Source organism: Fictibacillus sp. b24, from assembly GCF_030348825.1.
Lineage (GTDB): Bacteria > Bacillota > Bacilli > Bacillales > Fictibacillaceae > Fictibacillus.
In genome coordinates this window covers 1,797,812-1,813,331 of sequence record NZ_JAUCES010000005.1, presented here as the reverse complement: position 1 = coordinate 1,813,331, position 15,520 = coordinate 1,797,812, and the positions used below count along the sequence as shown (strand labels likewise).

The 15,520-nt window shown below is 38.7% G+C and carries 16 protein-coding genes and 1 riboswitch; of the genes, 8 read left to right on the top strand and 8 right to left on the bottom strand.

Annotated elements, in window-relative coordinates; all coding sequences use genetic code 11:
* Positions 1 to 2 precede the first annotated feature (2 nt).
* Positions 3 to 107, top strand: a riboswitch (SAM riboswitch).
* A 120-nt stretch (positions 108 to 227) separates the two neighbouring features.
* On the top strand, positions 228 to 1,547 hold the full coding sequence (locus tag QUF49_RS09400; RefSeq protein ID WP_289495404.1) for a homocysteine synthase: 1,320 nt from the start codon (positions 228 to 230) through the stop codon (positions 1,545 to 1,547).
* Between the two features lie 97 nt (positions 1,548 to 1,644).
* On the opposite strand, the gene QUF49_RS09395 is transcribed toward QUF49_RS09400, so the two are convergent.
* On the bottom strand, positions 1,645 to 1,821 hold the full coding sequence (locus QUF49_RS09395) for a hypothetical protein (protein ID WP_289495403.1): 177 nt from the start codon (positions 1,819 to 1,821) through the stop codon (positions 1,645 to 1,647).
* 192 nt (positions 1,822 to 2,013) lie between these two features.
* On the opposite strand from QUF49_RS09395, the gene QUF49_RS09390 reads away from it, so the two are divergent.
* The 3 genes from QUF49_RS09390 to QUF49_RS09380 are packed head-to-tail and all read left to right on the top strand — an operon-like array spanning position 2,014 to position 5,692.
* Positions 2,014 to 2,745 (top strand): GntR family transcriptional regulator, encoded by a 732-nt coding sequence (locus tag QUF49_RS09390; RefSeq protein ID WP_289495402.1) that lies wholly within the window; start codon positions 2,014 to 2,016, stop codon positions 2,743 to 2,745.
* 43 nt (positions 2,746 to 2,788) lie between these two features.
* The gene (gene gntK, locus QUF49_RS09385; RefSeq protein ID WP_289497619.1) at positions 2,789 to 4,327 is read left to right on the top strand and encodes a gluconokinase; all 1,539 of its coding nucleotides are present in this window, start codon (positions 2,789 to 2,791) and stop codon (positions 4,325 to 4,327) included.
* A gap of 18 nt (positions 4,328 to 4,345) precedes the next feature.
* Complete coding sequence (locus QUF49_RS09380) at positions 4,346 to 5,692, top strand: GntP family permease (protein ID WP_289495401.1); 1,347 nt, start codon at positions 4,346 to 4,348, stop codon at positions 5,690 to 5,692.
* A gap of 277 nt (positions 5,693 to 5,969) precedes the next feature.
* On the opposite strand, the gene QUF49_RS09375 is transcribed toward QUF49_RS09380, so the two are convergent.
* The 3 genes from QUF49_RS09375 to QUF49_RS09365 form a co-directional block, all read right to left on the bottom strand.
* Positions 5,970 to 7,031 (bottom strand): P1 family peptidase, encoded by a 1,062-nt coding sequence (locus QUF49_RS09375; RefSeq protein ID WP_289495400.1) that lies wholly within the window; start codon positions 7,029 to 7,031, stop codon positions 5,970 to 5,972.
* A gap of 117 nt (positions 7,032 to 7,148) precedes the next feature.
* Entirely contained in the window at positions 7,149 to 8,513 is a 1,365-nt protein-coding gene (locus QUF49_RS09370) for an LVIVD repeat-containing protein (protein ID WP_289495399.1), read from the bottom strand.
* 160 nt (positions 8,514 to 8,673) lie between these two features.
* A complete protein-coding gene (locus QUF49_RS09365; RefSeq protein ID WP_289495398.1) occupies positions 8,674 to 9,282 on the bottom strand; it encodes a LysE/ArgO family amino acid transporter in 609 nt (202 codons plus the stop codon).
* 36 nt (positions 9,283 to 9,318) lie between these two features.
* On the opposite strand from QUF49_RS09365, the gene QUF49_RS09360 reads away from it, so the two are divergent.
* On the top strand, positions 9,319 to 9,498 hold the full coding sequence (locus tag QUF49_RS09360; RefSeq protein WP_289495397.1) for a hypothetical protein: 180 nt from the start codon (positions 9,319 to 9,321) through the stop codon (positions 9,496 to 9,498).
* A gap of 173 nt (positions 9,499 to 9,671) precedes the next feature.
* Positions 9,672 to 10,379, top strand: a complete 708-nt coding sequence (locus QUF49_RS09355) for a DUF421 domain-containing protein (RefSeq protein WP_289495396.1) — start codon at positions 9,672 to 9,674, stop codon at positions 10,377 to 10,379.
* Positions 10,380 to 10,414: 35 nt separating this feature from the next.
* On the opposite strand, the gene QUF49_RS09350 is transcribed toward QUF49_RS09355, so the two are convergent.
* The gene (locus tag QUF49_RS09350; protein ID WP_289495395.1) at positions 10,415 to 10,759 is read right to left on the bottom strand and encodes a VOC family protein; all 345 of its coding nucleotides are present in this window, start codon (positions 10,757 to 10,759) and stop codon (positions 10,415 to 10,417) included.
* A gap of 95 nt (positions 10,760 to 10,854) precedes the next feature.
* On the opposite strand from QUF49_RS09350, the gene QUF49_RS09345 reads away from it, so the two are divergent.
* Entirely contained in the window at positions 10,855 to 11,370 is a 516-nt protein-coding gene (locus tag QUF49_RS09345; RefSeq protein ID WP_289495394.1) for a TetR/AcrR family transcriptional regulator, read from the top strand.
* A gap of 119 nt (positions 11,371 to 11,489) precedes the next feature.
* On the opposite strand, the gene msrA is transcribed toward QUF49_RS09345, so the two are convergent.
* On the bottom strand, positions 11,490 to 12,014 hold the full coding sequence (gene msrA / locus QUF49_RS09340) for a peptide-methionine (S)-S-oxide reductase MsrA (protein WP_289495393.1): 525 nt from the start codon (positions 12,012 to 12,014) through the stop codon (positions 11,490 to 11,492).
* Between the two features lie 125 nt (positions 12,015 to 12,139).
* Between msrA and QUF49_RS09335 the strand changes: the two genes are divergently transcribed.
* Positions 12,140 to 14,002 (top strand): terpene cyclase/mutase family protein, encoded by a 1,863-nt coding sequence (locus QUF49_RS09335; RefSeq protein WP_353958301.1) that lies wholly within the window; start codon positions 12,140 to 12,142, stop codon positions 14,000 to 14,002.
* Positions 14,003 to 14,054: 52 nt separating this feature from the next.
* Here the strand turns inward: QUF49_RS09335 and QUF49_RS09330 are convergent, their stop codons facing one another.
* Together QUF49_RS09330 and QUF49_RS09325 are read right to left on the bottom strand one after the other, a co-directional pair.
* Complete coding sequence (locus QUF49_RS09330; RefSeq protein ID WP_289495391.1) at positions 14,055 to 14,621, bottom strand: cysteine dioxygenase; 567 nt, start codon at positions 14,619 to 14,621, stop codon at positions 14,055 to 14,057.
* Between the two features lie 104 nt (positions 14,622 to 14,725).
* Positions 14,726 to 15,400, bottom strand: coding sequence for a GntR family transcriptional regulator (locus tag QUF49_RS09325; protein ID WP_289495390.1), 675 nt, complete (start codon positions 15,398 to 15,400; stop codon positions 14,726 to 14,728).
* Positions 15,401 to 15,520 lie beyond the last annotated feature (120 nt).

The window sequence follows — 15,520 nt, the reverse complement described above, 5'->3', positions numbered from 1 at the left end:
TCTTCTTATCCAGAGAGGCGGAGGGACTGACCCTATGAAGCCCGGCAACCAGCGTACACGCATGGTGCTAATTTCAGCAGAACAATTAACGTTCTGAAAGATGAGACTTCGATCGTGTGAAATCATCGGGACCTCTTCTTTTGGAAGAGGTCTTTTTTGTTGGATAAGTTGAAACTGAATTTAAATTGAATGCTAAAAAATTTAAAATGCTGAGGAGAGATTTGAAAATGAGCGACCAAACTAAAAGCGAAGCAAGACAGTATGGATTTGAAACCATTTCACTGCATGAAGGACAAAAAGTAGATCCAACGACAGGTGCTCGAGCCGTTCCGATCTATCAAACCACATCCTATCAGTTCAACTCTACAGAACATGCGGCTAACTTATTTGCATTAAAAGAGTTCGGGAACATCTACACGCGTTTGATGAATCCGACGCAAGATGCATTTGAGCAAACAATCGCTAAACTTGAAGGTGGTGTTGGTGCACTTGCCCTTGCGTCTGGTCAGGCTGCCATCACAAATGCCATCTTCAATATCGCAGGTTCCGGTGATGAGATTGTTGCATCCACTTCCCTTTATGGCGGGACGTATAATCTTTTCTCTGTAACGCTTCCAAAACTCGGTATCCAAACAAATTTTGCTGAGATCGATAATCTTCAATCGCTTAAAGATGCGATTACGGAAAAAACAAAAGCAGTCTACATTGAGACGATCGGAAATCCCAAAATTGATGTAGCCGATATTCAAGCAATTGCTGACATTGCACATGATGCGGGAGTTCCACTTATTGTAGATAACACACTGGCTACTCCTTACCTATGCCGTCCGATCGAACATGGAGCAGATATCGTTGTTCACTCCGCAACGAAATTTATTGGCGGTCACGGAACATCAGTCGGTGGTGTAATCATAGACTCTGGAAAATTTGACTGGAGCAACGGTAAGTTTCCAGGTCTGACAGAGCCAGATCCAAGCTATAAAGGAATCGTGTACACGGAAGCATTCGGTCCGCTTGCGTATATTTTAAAAGCTCGCGTGCAGCTGCTGCGTGACTTAGGATCTTCCATAGCACCGTTCAACTCGTTCTTATTCATCCAAGGGCTAGAAACGCTAGCTCTTCGTATTGAAAGACACGTAGAAAATACATTAAAAGTAGCAAAGTTCTTAGAAAACCATCCATCCGTTGACTGGGTCAATTATGCGGGCTTACCGAGCAGTCCTTATTATGAACTCGCTCAAAAATACTTGCCAAAAGGAGCGGGTGCAATTCTTACGTTTGGTGTTAAAGGCGGTGTTGAGGAAGGTAAAAAATTAATTGAAAATGTCAGCATCTTCTCTCACCTTGCAAATGTTGGAGATTCTAAATCGCTGATTATCCATCCTGCGAGTACAACACACCAGCAATTATCAGAAGAAGAACAAAGAAAATCAGGTGTTTCACCCGAGTTAATTCGTCTTTCAATCGGTATAGAGACAGTGGATGACCTTATCTATGATCTTGATCACGCACTGAAAGCGATCGCTCTTTCCCCGAGTGGATTGTAATGTTAGAACAGCTCAGAGCATCTTTGCTCTGAGCTGTTTTAATTAAGAATAGTAGGTATACTTCTTTAACTATTATTATAAAACTACTTTTTACCATTCATCGGTCAACGGATTTTACGGTACGTGTTCTCCTATCTATTACACGTTCGCCGATAAAAGTGCTGTGACCACCTGTGAAGTAGTCGATTCCACCTGTACATTCTCCGTGACCACCTGTAAAGTAATCATTTTCACCGGTAGATCCAGCGTGACCACCTGAAACTCTAAAATCCATACCACCGAGAATCCTTCCTTTACAACCGTAGTACTTCTTTTCCCACGTTTACAATCATCATCTTCACCTAAAGCGAACTAGCATCCACATTTTGATTCATAACACTTAAAAATAAAGCGCTTGCATTTTCATAAGCATGTACTATAATACTTGTATACAAGTATACTCGTTCTATTAAAGGAGGTTATTTTATTGAACGAATCAAAGGATTCTCTTTATCCTGCAAAATGGTTATCTAAAGCCTCAACTGGTGAGCGTGTAACATGCGAGCTAAGAATGCGAATCATTTCCGGGCTGATTGAAAGCGGTACCATACTCTCTGAAAATAAATTAGCTGCTGAATATAATGTAAGCCGCTCACCTATTCGTGAAGCGTTAAAGGTTCTTGCAAGCGAAAATCTTATTCGATTAGAACGCATGGGTGCAGTTGTCACTGGAATAACAGAAAAAGAAGTTGAAGAAATATACGATGTACGATTGATGATCGAGACATTTGTTTTTGAACGTCTTGTTAAAAAGGACACTACGGAATTAGTGACAGAGCTCAACAAGATTTTAGAAATGATGCAAATTGCTATGAAATACAAAGACGCGGATGAGTTCGCCTTTCAGGATGTCTTATTTCATGAAACAATCATTCGCGCTATCGATCATTCCTACATTACGATGATCTGGAATAACACAAAACCAGTAATGGAAAGTTTCATTTTATTATCAATGCGCATGCATTTTAATGAAAAGTACGATGATCTTTCCCGTATCATGAAAAACCATGAACTTTATATCGATGCCATCTCTTCAAAAAACAGAGACGTCATGATTCAATCACTGCATCAAAACTTTGATGATGTACAAGGAAAAGTAGATGATCTATGGATGTCACAACAAATGCTATCAAGAGCAAGGGAGCAAGAAAAGGAGTAAACAAATGTTAGATATCGACGGTACACAGCAAAGAAAAAGCTATATGGTAGGAGTCGACATCGGTACCACAAGTACGAAGGCTGTTATGTTTAGTGAAAATGGTGAGGTGATTGCACAAGAAAATATCGGTTACCCGCTTCATACTCCTGATATTTCAACAGCTGTTCAAGATCCAGAACAAATTTTCCAAACAGTTTTGCAAACCCTTACAAATGTTGTAAATCAGTCAAAATGTTCACCTGAAGAGATTTTGTTTATCTCATTTAGCAGTGCCATGCATAGCGTTATTGCGATGGATCATAACGATCAGCCATTAACACCTTGCATTACATGGGCAGATAATCGAAGTGAAGCTTGGGCTAGGAAGATAAAAGAAGAACTGAATGGTCATGAAATATACAAAGTAACGGGTACACCGATTCATCCGATGAGTCCATTAAGCAAAATCTCATGGATTGTAAATGAACAACCTGAAATTGCTGCCAATGCTAAAAAATATATAGGAATTAAAGAGTACATTTTCAAAAAGTTGTTTAATGAATATGTTGTTGATCATTCTTTAGCTTCGGCGATGGGTTTAATGAACTTAAAAAAGTTGGATTGGGATGAAGAGGCCTTAAAAATCGCAGGTATCACACGTGATCAACTCTCTAACTTAGTCCCTACAACTGCTGTTTTCACAAATTGTCATTTAGATTTAGCGAAACAGATTGGTATAAATCCAGAGACACCATTTATTATTGGAGCCAGTGATGGTGTATTATCTAACCTTGGAGTCAATGCGATTGGCAAAGGTGAAATTGCTGTCACGATTGGTACAAGCGGTGCCATTCGAACTATTATTGACCAGCCGCAGACAGACGAAAAAGGCAGAATCTTTTGCTATGCTCTAACCGAAAACCATTGGGTAATCGGCGGGCCTGTTAACAATGGGGGCGTTGTCCTACGGTGGATTAGAGATGAATTTGCAGCATCGGAATTAGAAACAGCAAAACGATTAGGAATCGATCCTTACGAAATTCTAACCAAGATTGCTGAACGCGTGAGACCTGGTGCTGATGGATTGCTATTCCATCCTTACCTTGCTGGAGAACGTGCTCCATTATGGAATTCAGATGTACGAGGTTCATTTTTCGGACTAACCCTTTCTCATAAAAAAGAACATATGATACGAGCTGCCTTAGAAGGTGTGATCTACAATTTATACACTGTGTTCTTAGCATTAGTAGAATGCATGGATGAGCCTGTAACCCGTATCCAAGCAACTGGCGGGTTCGCACGTTCGGAGATTTGGCGTCAAATGATGTCAGACATATTTGATACAGAAGTGACTGTACCCGAAGTTTTTGAGAGTTCCTGTTTAGGAGCATGTATTTTAGGGTTATATGCTACAGGAAAAATAGAGTCATTTGAAGCCGCTTCTGAAATGATTGGCAGTACTTTTAAACACACACCTAATGCAGAAGCCGTAAAAGAGTATAGAGAATTATTACCGATCTTTATTAGTTTATCTAGAAAACTAGAAGAAGATTATACACGTATTGCAGTTTATCAAAGAAGCTTAAGCAATAAAGAAAAATAACATCAGGAGGATTTTATCATGCCCTTATTTATTGTAGCTTGTGGAATTTTAGCGTTATTGCTATTAATCATGTATTTCAAATTAAACACGTTTATTTCATTAATCATCGTTTCTTTTGGTGTCGCGTTAGCGCTTGGAATGCCGCTTGGCGAAATTGTTAAATCGATTGAGGCGGGATTAGGCGGAACACTCGGTCATCTGGCGTTAATCTTTGGTCTTGGTGCCATGTTAGGTAAATTAATTGCTGATGCCGGCGGTGCACAACGAATTGCCATTACTTTAATTGAGAAATTTGGAGAGAAAAAAATTCAATGGGCGATCGTTGTTGCTTCATTCATTATCGGTATTGCCCTATTTTTTGAAGTAGGTTTAGTATTATTGATTCCAATCGTATTCGCGATTTCAAAACAATTACGCGTTTCTATTCTTTATCTCGGTATTCCAATGGTAGCTGCTTTATCTGTTACTCATGGATTCTTGCCTCCTCACCCAGGACCAACCGTAATTGCGGGCGAATTTGGTGCTAACATTGGTGAAGTGCTGCTTTACGGTTTCATTATTGCGATTCCAACTGTTATTCTAGCAGGACCAGTATTTACGAAGATCGCTAAAAAAATTGTTCCGGATTCATTTAATAAAACCGGTAATATTGCATCATTAGGTGAACAAAAAGTATTTAAATTAGAAGACACACCTTCATTTGGTATCTCTGTATTTACGGCAATGCTTCCCGTTATCTTAATGTCTATCGCAACCATTATTACCTTGGTTCAAAACACAATGGGAATCGCGGATAGCAAAACATTTGAAATCGTACGTTTTGTAGGTGATGCTTCTACTTCCATGTTGATCTCATTATTAGTAGCCATCTATACAATGGGACTAGCAAGAAATATCCCGATCAAAACCGTTATGGATTCATGTACAACAGCGATTACACACATCGGTATGATGCTTCTAATTATTGGGGGCGGTGGTGCTTTCAAACAAGTTCTGATTAACGGTGGTGTTGGTAACTATGTAGCTGATTTATTTAAAGACACTACCTTTTCACCCATTCTACTTGCATGGATGATTGCAGCCATCCTTCGTATATCTTTAGGTTCTGCAACCGTTGCAGCTTTAACTACTGCAGGGCTCGTGATTCCATTGCTGGGCCAAACTGATGTTAATCTAGCGTTAGTTGTACTTGCAACAGGAGCTGGTAGTTTAATAGCCTCACATGTCAATGATGCAGGTTTCTGGATGTTCAAAGAATACTTTGGTTTAAGTATGAAAGAAACGTTTGCGACTTGGACGTTGCTAGAAACCATTATTTCAGTAGCCGGATTAGGATTTATCTTATTACTGAGTTTGTTTGTATAAGGATATTTGAAAGTAGTTGATTTCCGTTCCAGGTGCTCGCTTTCCGCGGGGCAGGCGGTGAGCCACATTCTTAACGTTTCACTTCTAAGTGTCTCACCTGCCCGCCTGTCCCGCAGGAGTCTCACACCTTGCACTCCGATCAACTAGTCAAAGAAGTAAATAAACAAAAAGATTTAAAAGCTACAATCCTTTAGTAAACAGCCTTGTATAGAAAATATTTTTAGCCCTATCAGATCATATTTCTGATAGGGCTTTTATTAAGCTAAAATTGCCTTCACTATAACTGCATATCAAATTCCTTCAATAAATCTTTGAAAGCAGGTCGTTCATTTCCATCTCTGCCTATAACATGGGTAGCTGTGATTAATGAATTTAACACAGCTTCTTCAACCGCTTCCCCAACTGCTCGAAATGCAATATCCATATCTTCTTCATGAATTGTTGGAATCGTTAAACAGTCAGCGGATTTATCATGTGGTATTTTAGTAGCGGTAGAAAAACCAATAACCACTTCCCCGCTTCCATGGGTTATGATTGATCCTGTTCTGGACAAACCTGCTACAGATCTTTTTATTATTCGGTTAAGCTGCCGTTCAGAAACAGTAAGATCGGTTGCCACAATAACCATCACTGAGCCCTTATCTTTTTCTTCCCACGACTTAAGAAGAGCCTCTTTCAATTCCAGACCGATAGCTCGTCCCTTTATCATCAGATCACTCAGAATACCAAAATTAGAAAGCACAAGTACACCGATTGTATAATCTCCATGATCTAATGGTATACGCCTTGATGACGTACCGATTCCACCTTTTAAAGAATAACAAAGCATACCTGTTCCAGCACCAACACTGCCTTCTAAAAACTCAGTTGAAGCATTTTGCAAAGCTTGAAATACATGTTCTTTTTTTACGTGTTGTCCTCTAATATCATTCAGCAGCATGTCATTACATTCTCCAACGATTGGGTTCACGGTACCCGTTGTTCTGCCAATCTCAGGGTTGTTCTCTAGCATATATTGAAAGAGTGCGTCAGCGGCTGTTCCGATACTTAACGTGTTGGTAAGGAGAATAGGTGTTTCAAGCACACCCAATTCCTCCATTTGAATGGTTCCCATCGTTTTCCCAAAACCATTAATAACATGGCTGGAAGCAATTAGTTTTTCTTTAAACGTATTTCCTTGGTGTGGCACGATTGCTGTTACACCTGTCTGCATATCCCCTTCACTTAACGTTACATGTCCGACAGTAACCCCCTCAACATCAGTTATTGAGTTCAAGGTCCCTGCTTCCATTCGTCCAATCACTACACCAAAATCTCGTAATCTCATTTGTTTATTCATATGACAGTTCACTCTCTTCATATTATCTGTAAACAGCTTACACTTAGTTCTAAAAATTTGCATACAAAAAGCCCAATTTCAATGAATTGGACTTTTGTTATCTTTCATCTTGTTTATTTATTGCTCCCCGTTTGTAAGTTTAAGAACTTTTAATCCTGTTCCCATATCTGAAGCATAGACATAGTTACCTGCTACATCAACACCCCAGATGTTTGATTTTTCAGGGATATATTTACCGAGTTCTACAGGATTGCTAGGGTCTGTAATATCAACTGAACGGACACCTCCGCCATAATGTGAAAGGTACAGCGTATTGCCATGTACTTTCGGATCGTGAACAGTGTTTGCAAACGTCACTCCATATTGAACATCGTCAACAAGTTCTGTTTTAAACTCACTTAATAGCTTAGGATTTGTCTTGTCCTTAATATCAAAAATACGTGTATAGCCGTAAGATTGTTCATAGCCTGCTTTTGTTGGATTATACACTTCACGCGTTTCGATCAACACATTTCCGCCTTTTGCAAGAGCAGCAGAGTGAGCAGATCCTTGCTGTGTTGAACTAAATGTAGTTCTTCCTAAATAAGTTGGGTTTTCTGGATTCTCCAAATCAAGTACGATTGTACCTAGGTCCCAGAAAGACAGATAAGCTGTTTTACCGTTTACATCAGCCATCGTACTGTGGTTGAATACAGCACGCTGCTTGCCATTCGAATCTGTCCAGTTATAGCCGTCAAAATCCTCAGGCACTTCTGGTAAGTCACGTGGATCAAACTGATAAATCGTTTGTGGTGAAGCTGGGTTGCTCACATCAACCATTTGGAAGTCCTTTTGCTCTCCATGTGTATAATAATCAGCGTATGGATTTGCAGTCAGAACATATGGTTTGCCACCTTGCTCGGTCAGATACAGTTCATGTGTTCCTGTAACACGTTTATCAAGCTCCCAGAAGCCAAGTTTTTTCGGCTGGTATGGATTTGTTACGTCATATAAAAGAAAACCTCCAACAGAGTTTTCTGCTTTGCGATTAAGCTGCTGAACGGATACAACGGCTAAATCACCTTTAAAGTGTTTCGTGTTCACACGTTTCACAATTACTTTTTCTTGCCATGTACCTGGAATATCATCTGCGAAAGCGGCTACTTCTTTAGGATTTGATGGATCCTTAACATCCCAAACACGAACGCCGCCTTCACCACCACTTTTCGTATGTGTGCCTGTATAGGCGAAACCATTATGTACATAAACGTCAGCTGTGTTATTCTGTTTGCCGTCTTTTTCTTTGATTTGAACAGCTGCTACTTCCCTCCAGTTAAAACTTTGAGATCCTTCAATCGTTGATTCAATGGCTTCATAACCAGGACCCGTTCCTTTTTCAATAATATCCGATCCTAATTCATCATGAGCTAAAACAAATGAACCGATACTCCCAATACTTAATGCAGTTGCAAGACTAAGACTTAATACAAATTTTCTGTTCATATGTACCTCCCAGTGATTTTAGTTCGCTACTGAATTAAATTATTACAAAATTCAGCAAATTAACCTAGAGTCAAAGGAAGGATTTAACAATTTGTGTTTTTTAGTATTTTTAAGTAGAAAGTTGCATCTCAACGTTTCAGAGGATGCTTAAAGAACTAGATTATTTAAAGATAATAGTTGCTAGGTATATGGCAATACCCCAAATAATGATTGCTGATCCTTTATTAATTAGACTTAAGATGGTTCCCCCAGTGTCTATTCTCCCAATGGTTCTTCCCGCTAATGCCAATCCTATAAACCAGATCCATGAAACTGCGACACAAGATAGTGTGAACATTAGCCTTTCAGATCCTGAATAGGCGAGTGAACTCGTACCTATCACACCAATGGTATCTAAAATAGCGTGCGGATTTAAAAGGGATACAGTTGCGGCGAAAATGACTTGCTGTTTCGGCTGCATGCTAGATTGAGAGGTTTCCGTGTTCGTTTTGCTAGACCAAATCGACCACCCCATATACAATAAAAAGAAAATACCAACAATCATCAATAACAATTTCAGCGTACTAAAAGCAGTAATAATAGCCGATATCCCTGTTACAGCTAACACAATTAATAGGGTGTCACAAACCCCAGCAGTTACTACAGCAGGAAGACTTCTCCAGAACGATGGTTGTTGAGCACCTTGGTTAAAAACGAAAACATTTTGTACGCCTAATGGCAAGATCAGTCCAAAAGCTAAAAGAATGCCATGAATTAGAGCATGAGACAATTGAAAATCAACTCCTTTTGAAGTGGAGGTAGTTAGATGTATACGAGTGAAATACGAAAGAAAAATCATGACCGAAAAAATGTGAATACGACACTAAGCCATTCACTGTACTCAGAAATCAAGGCTTTAGCAAAAAAACTGGATAAGCCAGCAAATGAACTTATTGAAGAAGGCATGGTCCATGTGTTGAATCAGTACAAGAAAACCAAAAAGTGAAGTTTGAAGCGCACAGGATGTATTCTGTGCGTTTTTTTATGTATTCGTTTAAATGATAAGTCTAGAAAAAATAAATCCTTATGTCCTATATTAGAGTACAGTCTTAAATTCAATTTATTTGGATAAAAAGAATAATAATTGATAAATAATGCTGGTTATTGGAAGTGATCTCCTTGAACACTTATATAGATGTTGTGGTACGTACCATTGTTGCTTTTATCGCCCTATATGTGGCAGCCAGAATACTAGGCAAACATACTGTCTCCAGAATGACGATCTTTGACTTTATCGCAGTTGTAACACTTGGGTCAGTTACAGCAAACCTCTCATTTGCGCTTGAAATCAAAGCTCGCTATATCTTTTTTAGTTTGTTTATTTTTGTTGTCTTGATCTACCTTTCTGCTTTTCTTTCATTAAAAAGTAAAAGAGCTCGAAAATTTGTAGCTGGTGATCCAACTGTCGTGATAGAAAATGGTAAGATATTAGAACACAACATGAAAAAAATGCGCTATACACTCGATTATTTGAATCAACAACTTAGGCAAAAAGATATCTTTTCTGTTGATGAAGTGGATTATGCTCTTGTTGAAAACAACGGGCTGCTATCGGTTAAGAAAAAAGAGCAGCACCTTAACGTTACACGTAAAGACTTAAATATGTACAAGCCTGAAGTTAAGCTCCCGATAGAGTTAATCATGGATGGTGAGATCTTACTTAATAATTTAAAAGAAAACAACATTTCTAAGGATTGGCTGCAAACAGAACTCACCAAGCGCAGCCTCTCAACCCAAAATGTTGTTTATGCGTTATTAACTAGCAACGATAAACTTTATATAGATACACATAATGATCAGCTTAAGTCCCCTTTGGATGTGGAATAAAAGCAGAAAAAAAACCTTGTAGGATTTACAAGGTTTCAAGACCTTTTTGACATATCAATTATTCTGATTGGGTTTCCTGAATCGTCACTGAAAATTGCATATCGACCTGGAGGGATATCGCATGGTTCTTTGACAAAAGAAAGCGTTTGATTATTTTCATTAAAATATTTATCAACACTATCAACTAAAAAAACGCTACCTGGCCCGTATACATGTTCCCCATTATCATCTTCGAGTAAGATTTGAGTATCCGCATTTGTCTTAAAAGCTACTGTATGATCTCCTTCTCTCCAAGCTTCTTCCATCCCTAACACATCACGGTAAAAAATCACGGCTTTCTTCATATCTTTTACTGGTTGAGAATGAAAAACTAATTTCATGTGACAACGCTCCTTATTCCATTTTTTAGAACATAAACGATTTATGTAAATCGTAAATCATTTACGTTAATGTGTCAACATGATATAATCTAATCATGAAGTCAAATATTCCAATTCCAGGTACAGTTAGAGAGAAAATATTAAACCAAGCGGTACAAGAGTTTGGTATGCACGGCTATGAAGGAGTAAATGTTCAACAACTTGCTAAGTCTATAGGCGTAACAACTGGAGCTCTTTATCATCATTTCGGTAATAAGATAGAACTGTATAAAGTTGTACGCGAAGAGATTGAAAGAAGAATAACAAGCAGAATGGAAGGTGCAGCAGAAGTTCATGACGATTCATTAACGTCACTTAAATCGGCAATGCTGGTAGGTTTTAATGCTGCTGTAAAACTAAATGTGTGCACACTACTAAGTGAGCCCGATTATAGCTCTAATCGAGACCTAGTAGCCATCCTGTTCAAAGAAATTTTAGGAGAGAACTTAGTAGAAGGAGTAGAAGTTCTTCTTTCTTCCGTGTGGCGGTCTGCCTTAAAAAATGTATCTCAAGGTATGTCACCCGAAGATGCAAAAATAGCGTTAAATTGGTTTAGCGAGAAGATGATCTAGATTAATAATCACGGTTAACTTTCCAATTTCCATTTATGCTATTTATCCTAATTACCTTATACAAAAAAGAGACTTATCTAAAGTCTCTTTTTAAGTTTACATAATATTTTTATGATATCCTACTTCCAGTTCTCGTTAATGAACGTGTCCCTACCAGACGTTTCACGTTCTTCTTTGTACGCTTTAGGATTCTTTTTGTAAAAATCTTGATGATACTCTTCTGCTTCATAAAACTCATTTGCTGGCAGAATTTCCGTTACGATCGGCTTTTTAAAGCGGCCGCTTTCTTCTATTTCCTTACGTGATTTCTCTGCTAGTTTCTTTTGTTCCTCTGTATGATAAAAGATTGCCGTACGATACTGACTTCCCCGATCGATAAACTGACCCTCATCATCAGTCGGATCAATTTGCGGCCAATACAGATCTAATAATTTTTGGTACGGGAAAAGCTCTGGATCGAATGTAATTTGTACGGCTTCGCGGTGCCCAGTTTTACCCGTTTTAATTTGTTCGTAAGATGGGTTTTCAATTTGTCCACCTGTATATCCAGATACAATACTATGAATCCCAGGCAGTTCATCAAATGGTTTAACCATGCACCAGAAACAACCGCCAGCAAATGTTGCAAGTTCTTTATTGCTCAAAATCCATTCCTCCTATGACAAAACTTCATTGTTAAAGTGATTTTAACGTGATTTTATAAAAAATAACAGTGATTCAACTTCCCTGTTCATAGGATAACCATTTCTGTACATACACTGTAATCACTATGTGGAAAAGTGCGGTGATGGTTATGGATTTCAGAAAACTTGAAAACGAAATATATAGACGGTGTAATGATCTGCTTTCTCTTCAAAAACCGGATGGGACTTGGCGTTTTTGCTTTGAAAACTCCGTGATTACGGATGCTTATATGCTCATCCTGTTAAGAACGATAGAATATAGAAACGAAAAATTGATTAGAGAAATCACAGAACGGATACTTTCCCAACAATCTCCAGATGGTTTATGGCGTGTCTATCCTGATGAGGAACCTGCGAATTTGTCTGCAACCATACAAGCCTATACGGCACTTCTTTATTCACAGCAGTATTGCGCAAATAATGATAAGCTCATTGCCGCGAAGGATTTTATTAAAGTTAATGGCGGCTTGAAAAAAGCCGATCTCCTGACAAAAGTCTTTCTCGCAATGAACGGATTGTACGAATGGCCAGATTTACCACTTGATCCAGCCATTCTATTTTCTCTTCCACTCACTTCTCCAATAAATCGATATGATATTAGCAGCTATGCCAGGGCTCATTTTGCACCTGTACTGTTGATGGTTGAAGAAAAGAAAAAGGTTAGATCCAAATTTACACCTGACCTATCGGATCTCATTGAAGAAGGAGACGAAGGTGCTCACATGCAGGATTGGGTGAACTTATTTTCTGTGTTAAACATTAGAGACTCTTATCTTCAATTGAAGAAAGAGAACATTTTGTCTTATATCCAAAACCATATTGAACCTGACGGAACTCTGCTAAGCTATAGTTTAACGACCATTTTTATGATTTATGGTCTCCTTTCCTCAGGTTTTAAACGCTCTTCAAAAGTTATCCAAAACGCTCTCACCGGCTTGTTAAACATGTTTTGTGAAGCAGATGGAAATCTGCACTTGCAAAACTCTCCTTCCACAACTTGGGACACGTCACTCATTTTATACACGCTGCTTGAAGCGGGTGTACCCATGACAGATACAAGAGTTATAAAGGGTTCACAATTTTTGTTATCACAGCAGCAAACAAAGTATGGGGATTGGACTGTTCATAATCCGGATGCTGCACCTGGTGGCTGGGGTTTCTCAGTAGGCAACACACAACACCCTGATATTGATGATACACAAGCTGCGCTTCGGACGATCACACGGTTTCAACCAACTCATTCCCTTTATCAATCAAGTTATGATCGCGGACTTGCCTGGCTTTTATCGATGCAGAACGATGATGGCGGATGGGCAGCATTCGAGAAGAACACGAATCGTTATTTAATTGGCAGTCTGCCGATTAAACATGCCAAAGATGCCTTAATCGATCCTTCCACCCCAGACATAACGGGAAGAACACTGGAGTTTTTGGGGAAATTTCAACGATTAAATCCAGATCACGCCTCTATAAAAAAAGGAGTGAACTGGCTTTTTGCAAGCCAAGAACAGGATGGCTCCTGGTATGGCCGCTGGGGTGTTTGTTATGTTTACGGAACGTGGGCCGCAGTTACGGGTCTGATGGCATGTGGGGTAAATTCTGAGACCAAAAAAATACAAAAAGCAAAGCAATGGTTATTCAATGTACAAAATGAAGATGGCGGTTGGGGAGAATCATGTGCTAGTGACAATCAAAGAAAATATGTAAAGTTAAACGCAAGTACACCATCTCAAACCGCATGGGCGCTTAATGCACTAACGGCAATCCATAGACAGCCTACTCTTGAGATGGAGAAGGCAGTTAGTTGGCTGATGACACATCGTGAACAAGAAAACTATCCGATTGGAGCCGGATTACCCGGCGCATTTTATATTCATTATCATAGTTATGATTACATTTGGCCACTATTGGCACTTACACATTATTATAAAAAGTATTACTCTGTTTGATCTTTATAGCCATGAAAAAGCACCTGTTTGAAGTGACAGGCGCATAAATCATTTAAGCCAATACATCATTTTTAAGTTGAATTTCTTTTAACTTTTGCTGCTGCTCATCTGGCCACCATGCTCCGCAATCATCTGAAACAACACATACGGCACATTTTTTAAGATCATAGACCATCATGCCACTGATAGGAGGAGAGTAGAGGTGCAGTGTTACTAAATCGCTTTCCTCTTCTGCTTTCATTTTATGAACACCTTTGTTAGGTGCGTAGAATAATTCCCCTAGTGTATGAACCTTTGTAAATAACTCTGAAGGCAAACCGTTTTCTTTGACTTCATAAACGGTGTTCAGAGAAGAACCATTAAGAACTTTGATCCACCCTTGGGAATTACCATGATCATGTGGCGCACATTCAATTTGCGACCAATTCATCACTAACAATTCCACTTCTTCATTCTGATACAGGAGTTTTCTATAGTATGGTTTTCCATTTGAGGATTTCAGATTCGATCTAATTTCCTCCAACCCAATATCTAGAGAAATAAGTGCCTCTCTAAGTTCTTTTTTTGAAGGATTGTTTAATGCATCCAACACGTTCATTGTCTTATGAAGCGTTTCCATTTCAACCAACTCCTTTAGGCAATTTCCTCTAAAGTCAGTAAAAACTACATACAAAACTACTTTCATATGTATGAACGCAGACTTGTCTCTTATGTGAGACTACTCTAAAACAACCTTGTAAGGGACTTATAATTTAATTTATCCTGCTGCAGCTTTGTTAAACTATTATCAAGGTGTTGAAGAAGTAATGTTTGCAGATTTTCTTTTTCTCCACTTTCAATGTGTTTAATCATTTTCTCATGTTCTAGGATATCTAGCTCTTCATCATCATTATCTCCATTAAAGACATCATAAAGTACCATATAAATCGTGATCTGACTCAAAATTTTCTCCATAAATTCAATTAAATAGCTGTTGCCACTTGCTTTTGCGAGTACAAGATGAAAAGCATTGTTTTTCTCTTGATAAGGAACGATGTTTCGTTCATAATAAGCATTTCTCATTTCAAAAAGGAGCTGTTTGAGTTGCTGGACTTCACCCTCTCCAATATTGGAGAATCCTTTCTGAATCGCCATTTCCTCAAGCACTTTTCTCATCTCAAATGCCTGGATCATTTCTTCGATCGTTGGCTGCACGATGAATGCTCCCTTATTAGGAACAACATTCACTAGCCCTTCTGATTCCAGCTTCATGATTGCGCTTCGAATTGGGGTCCTGCTTGCATTAACCTTCTCTGCAATGGCACTTTCAAACAACTGGTTACCAGGTGCAATTTGCCGATTCAAAATTGCGTTTTTTATTAAATGATAAACCTTTTGTTCTACGGTTTCTTTACGCATTTTTTATTAACCTGCCTATACATTCTTTTCCCCTATTCTAACATAGAGAATAAGTGTTACAAATATTTATCGAACAATATTGTAGAACAATCTTGTTCGAAGTATTTCCCTATGATATAT

Coding starts and splice junctions, on each gene's coding strand:
- QUF49_RS09400 (WP_289495404.1), top strand. CDS start 228: ATGAGCGACCAAACTAAAAGCGAAGCAAGACAGTATGGATTTGAAACC.
- QUF49_RS09395 (WP_289495403.1), bottom strand. CDS start 1,821: ATGGATTTTAGAGTTTCAGGTGGTCACGCTGGATCTACCGGTGAAAAT.
- gntK (WP_289497619.1), top strand. CDS start 2,789: ATGGTAGGAGTCGACATCGGTACCACAAGTACGAAGGCTGTTATGTTT.
- QUF49_RS09380 (WP_289495401.1), top strand. CDS start 4,346: ATGCCCTTATTTATTGTAGCTTGTGGAATTTTAGCGTTATTGCTATTA.
- QUF49_RS09375 (WP_289495400.1), bottom strand. CDS start 7,031: ATGAATAAACAAATGAGATTACGAGATTTTGGTGTAGTGATTGGACGA.
- QUF49_RS09370 (WP_289495399.1), bottom strand. CDS start 8,513: ATGAACAGAAAATTTGTATTAAGTCTTAGTCTTGCAACTGCATTAAGT.
- QUF49_RS09360 (WP_289495397.1), top strand. CDS start 9,319: ATGTATACGAGTGAAATACGAAAGAAAAATCATGACCGAAAAAATGTG.
- QUF49_RS09350 (WP_289495395.1), bottom strand. CDS start 10,759: ATGAAATTAGTTTTTCATTCTCAACCAGTAAAAGATATGAAGAAAGCC.
- QUF49_RS09345 (WP_289495394.1), top strand. CDS start 10,855: ATGAAGTCAAATATTCCAATTCCAGGTACAGTTAGAGAGAAAATATTA.
- QUF49_RS09335 (WP_353958301.1), top strand. CDS start 12,140: ATGTGGAAAAGTGCGGTGATGGTTATGGATTTCAGAAAACTTGAAAAC.
- QUF49_RS09330 (WP_289495391.1), bottom strand. CDS start 14,621: ATGGAAACGCTTCATAAGACAATGAACGTGTTGGATGCATTAAACAAT.
- QUF49_RS09325 (WP_289495390.1), bottom strand. CDS start 15,400: ATGCGTAAAGAAACCGTAGAACAAAAGGTTTATCATTTAATAAAAAAC.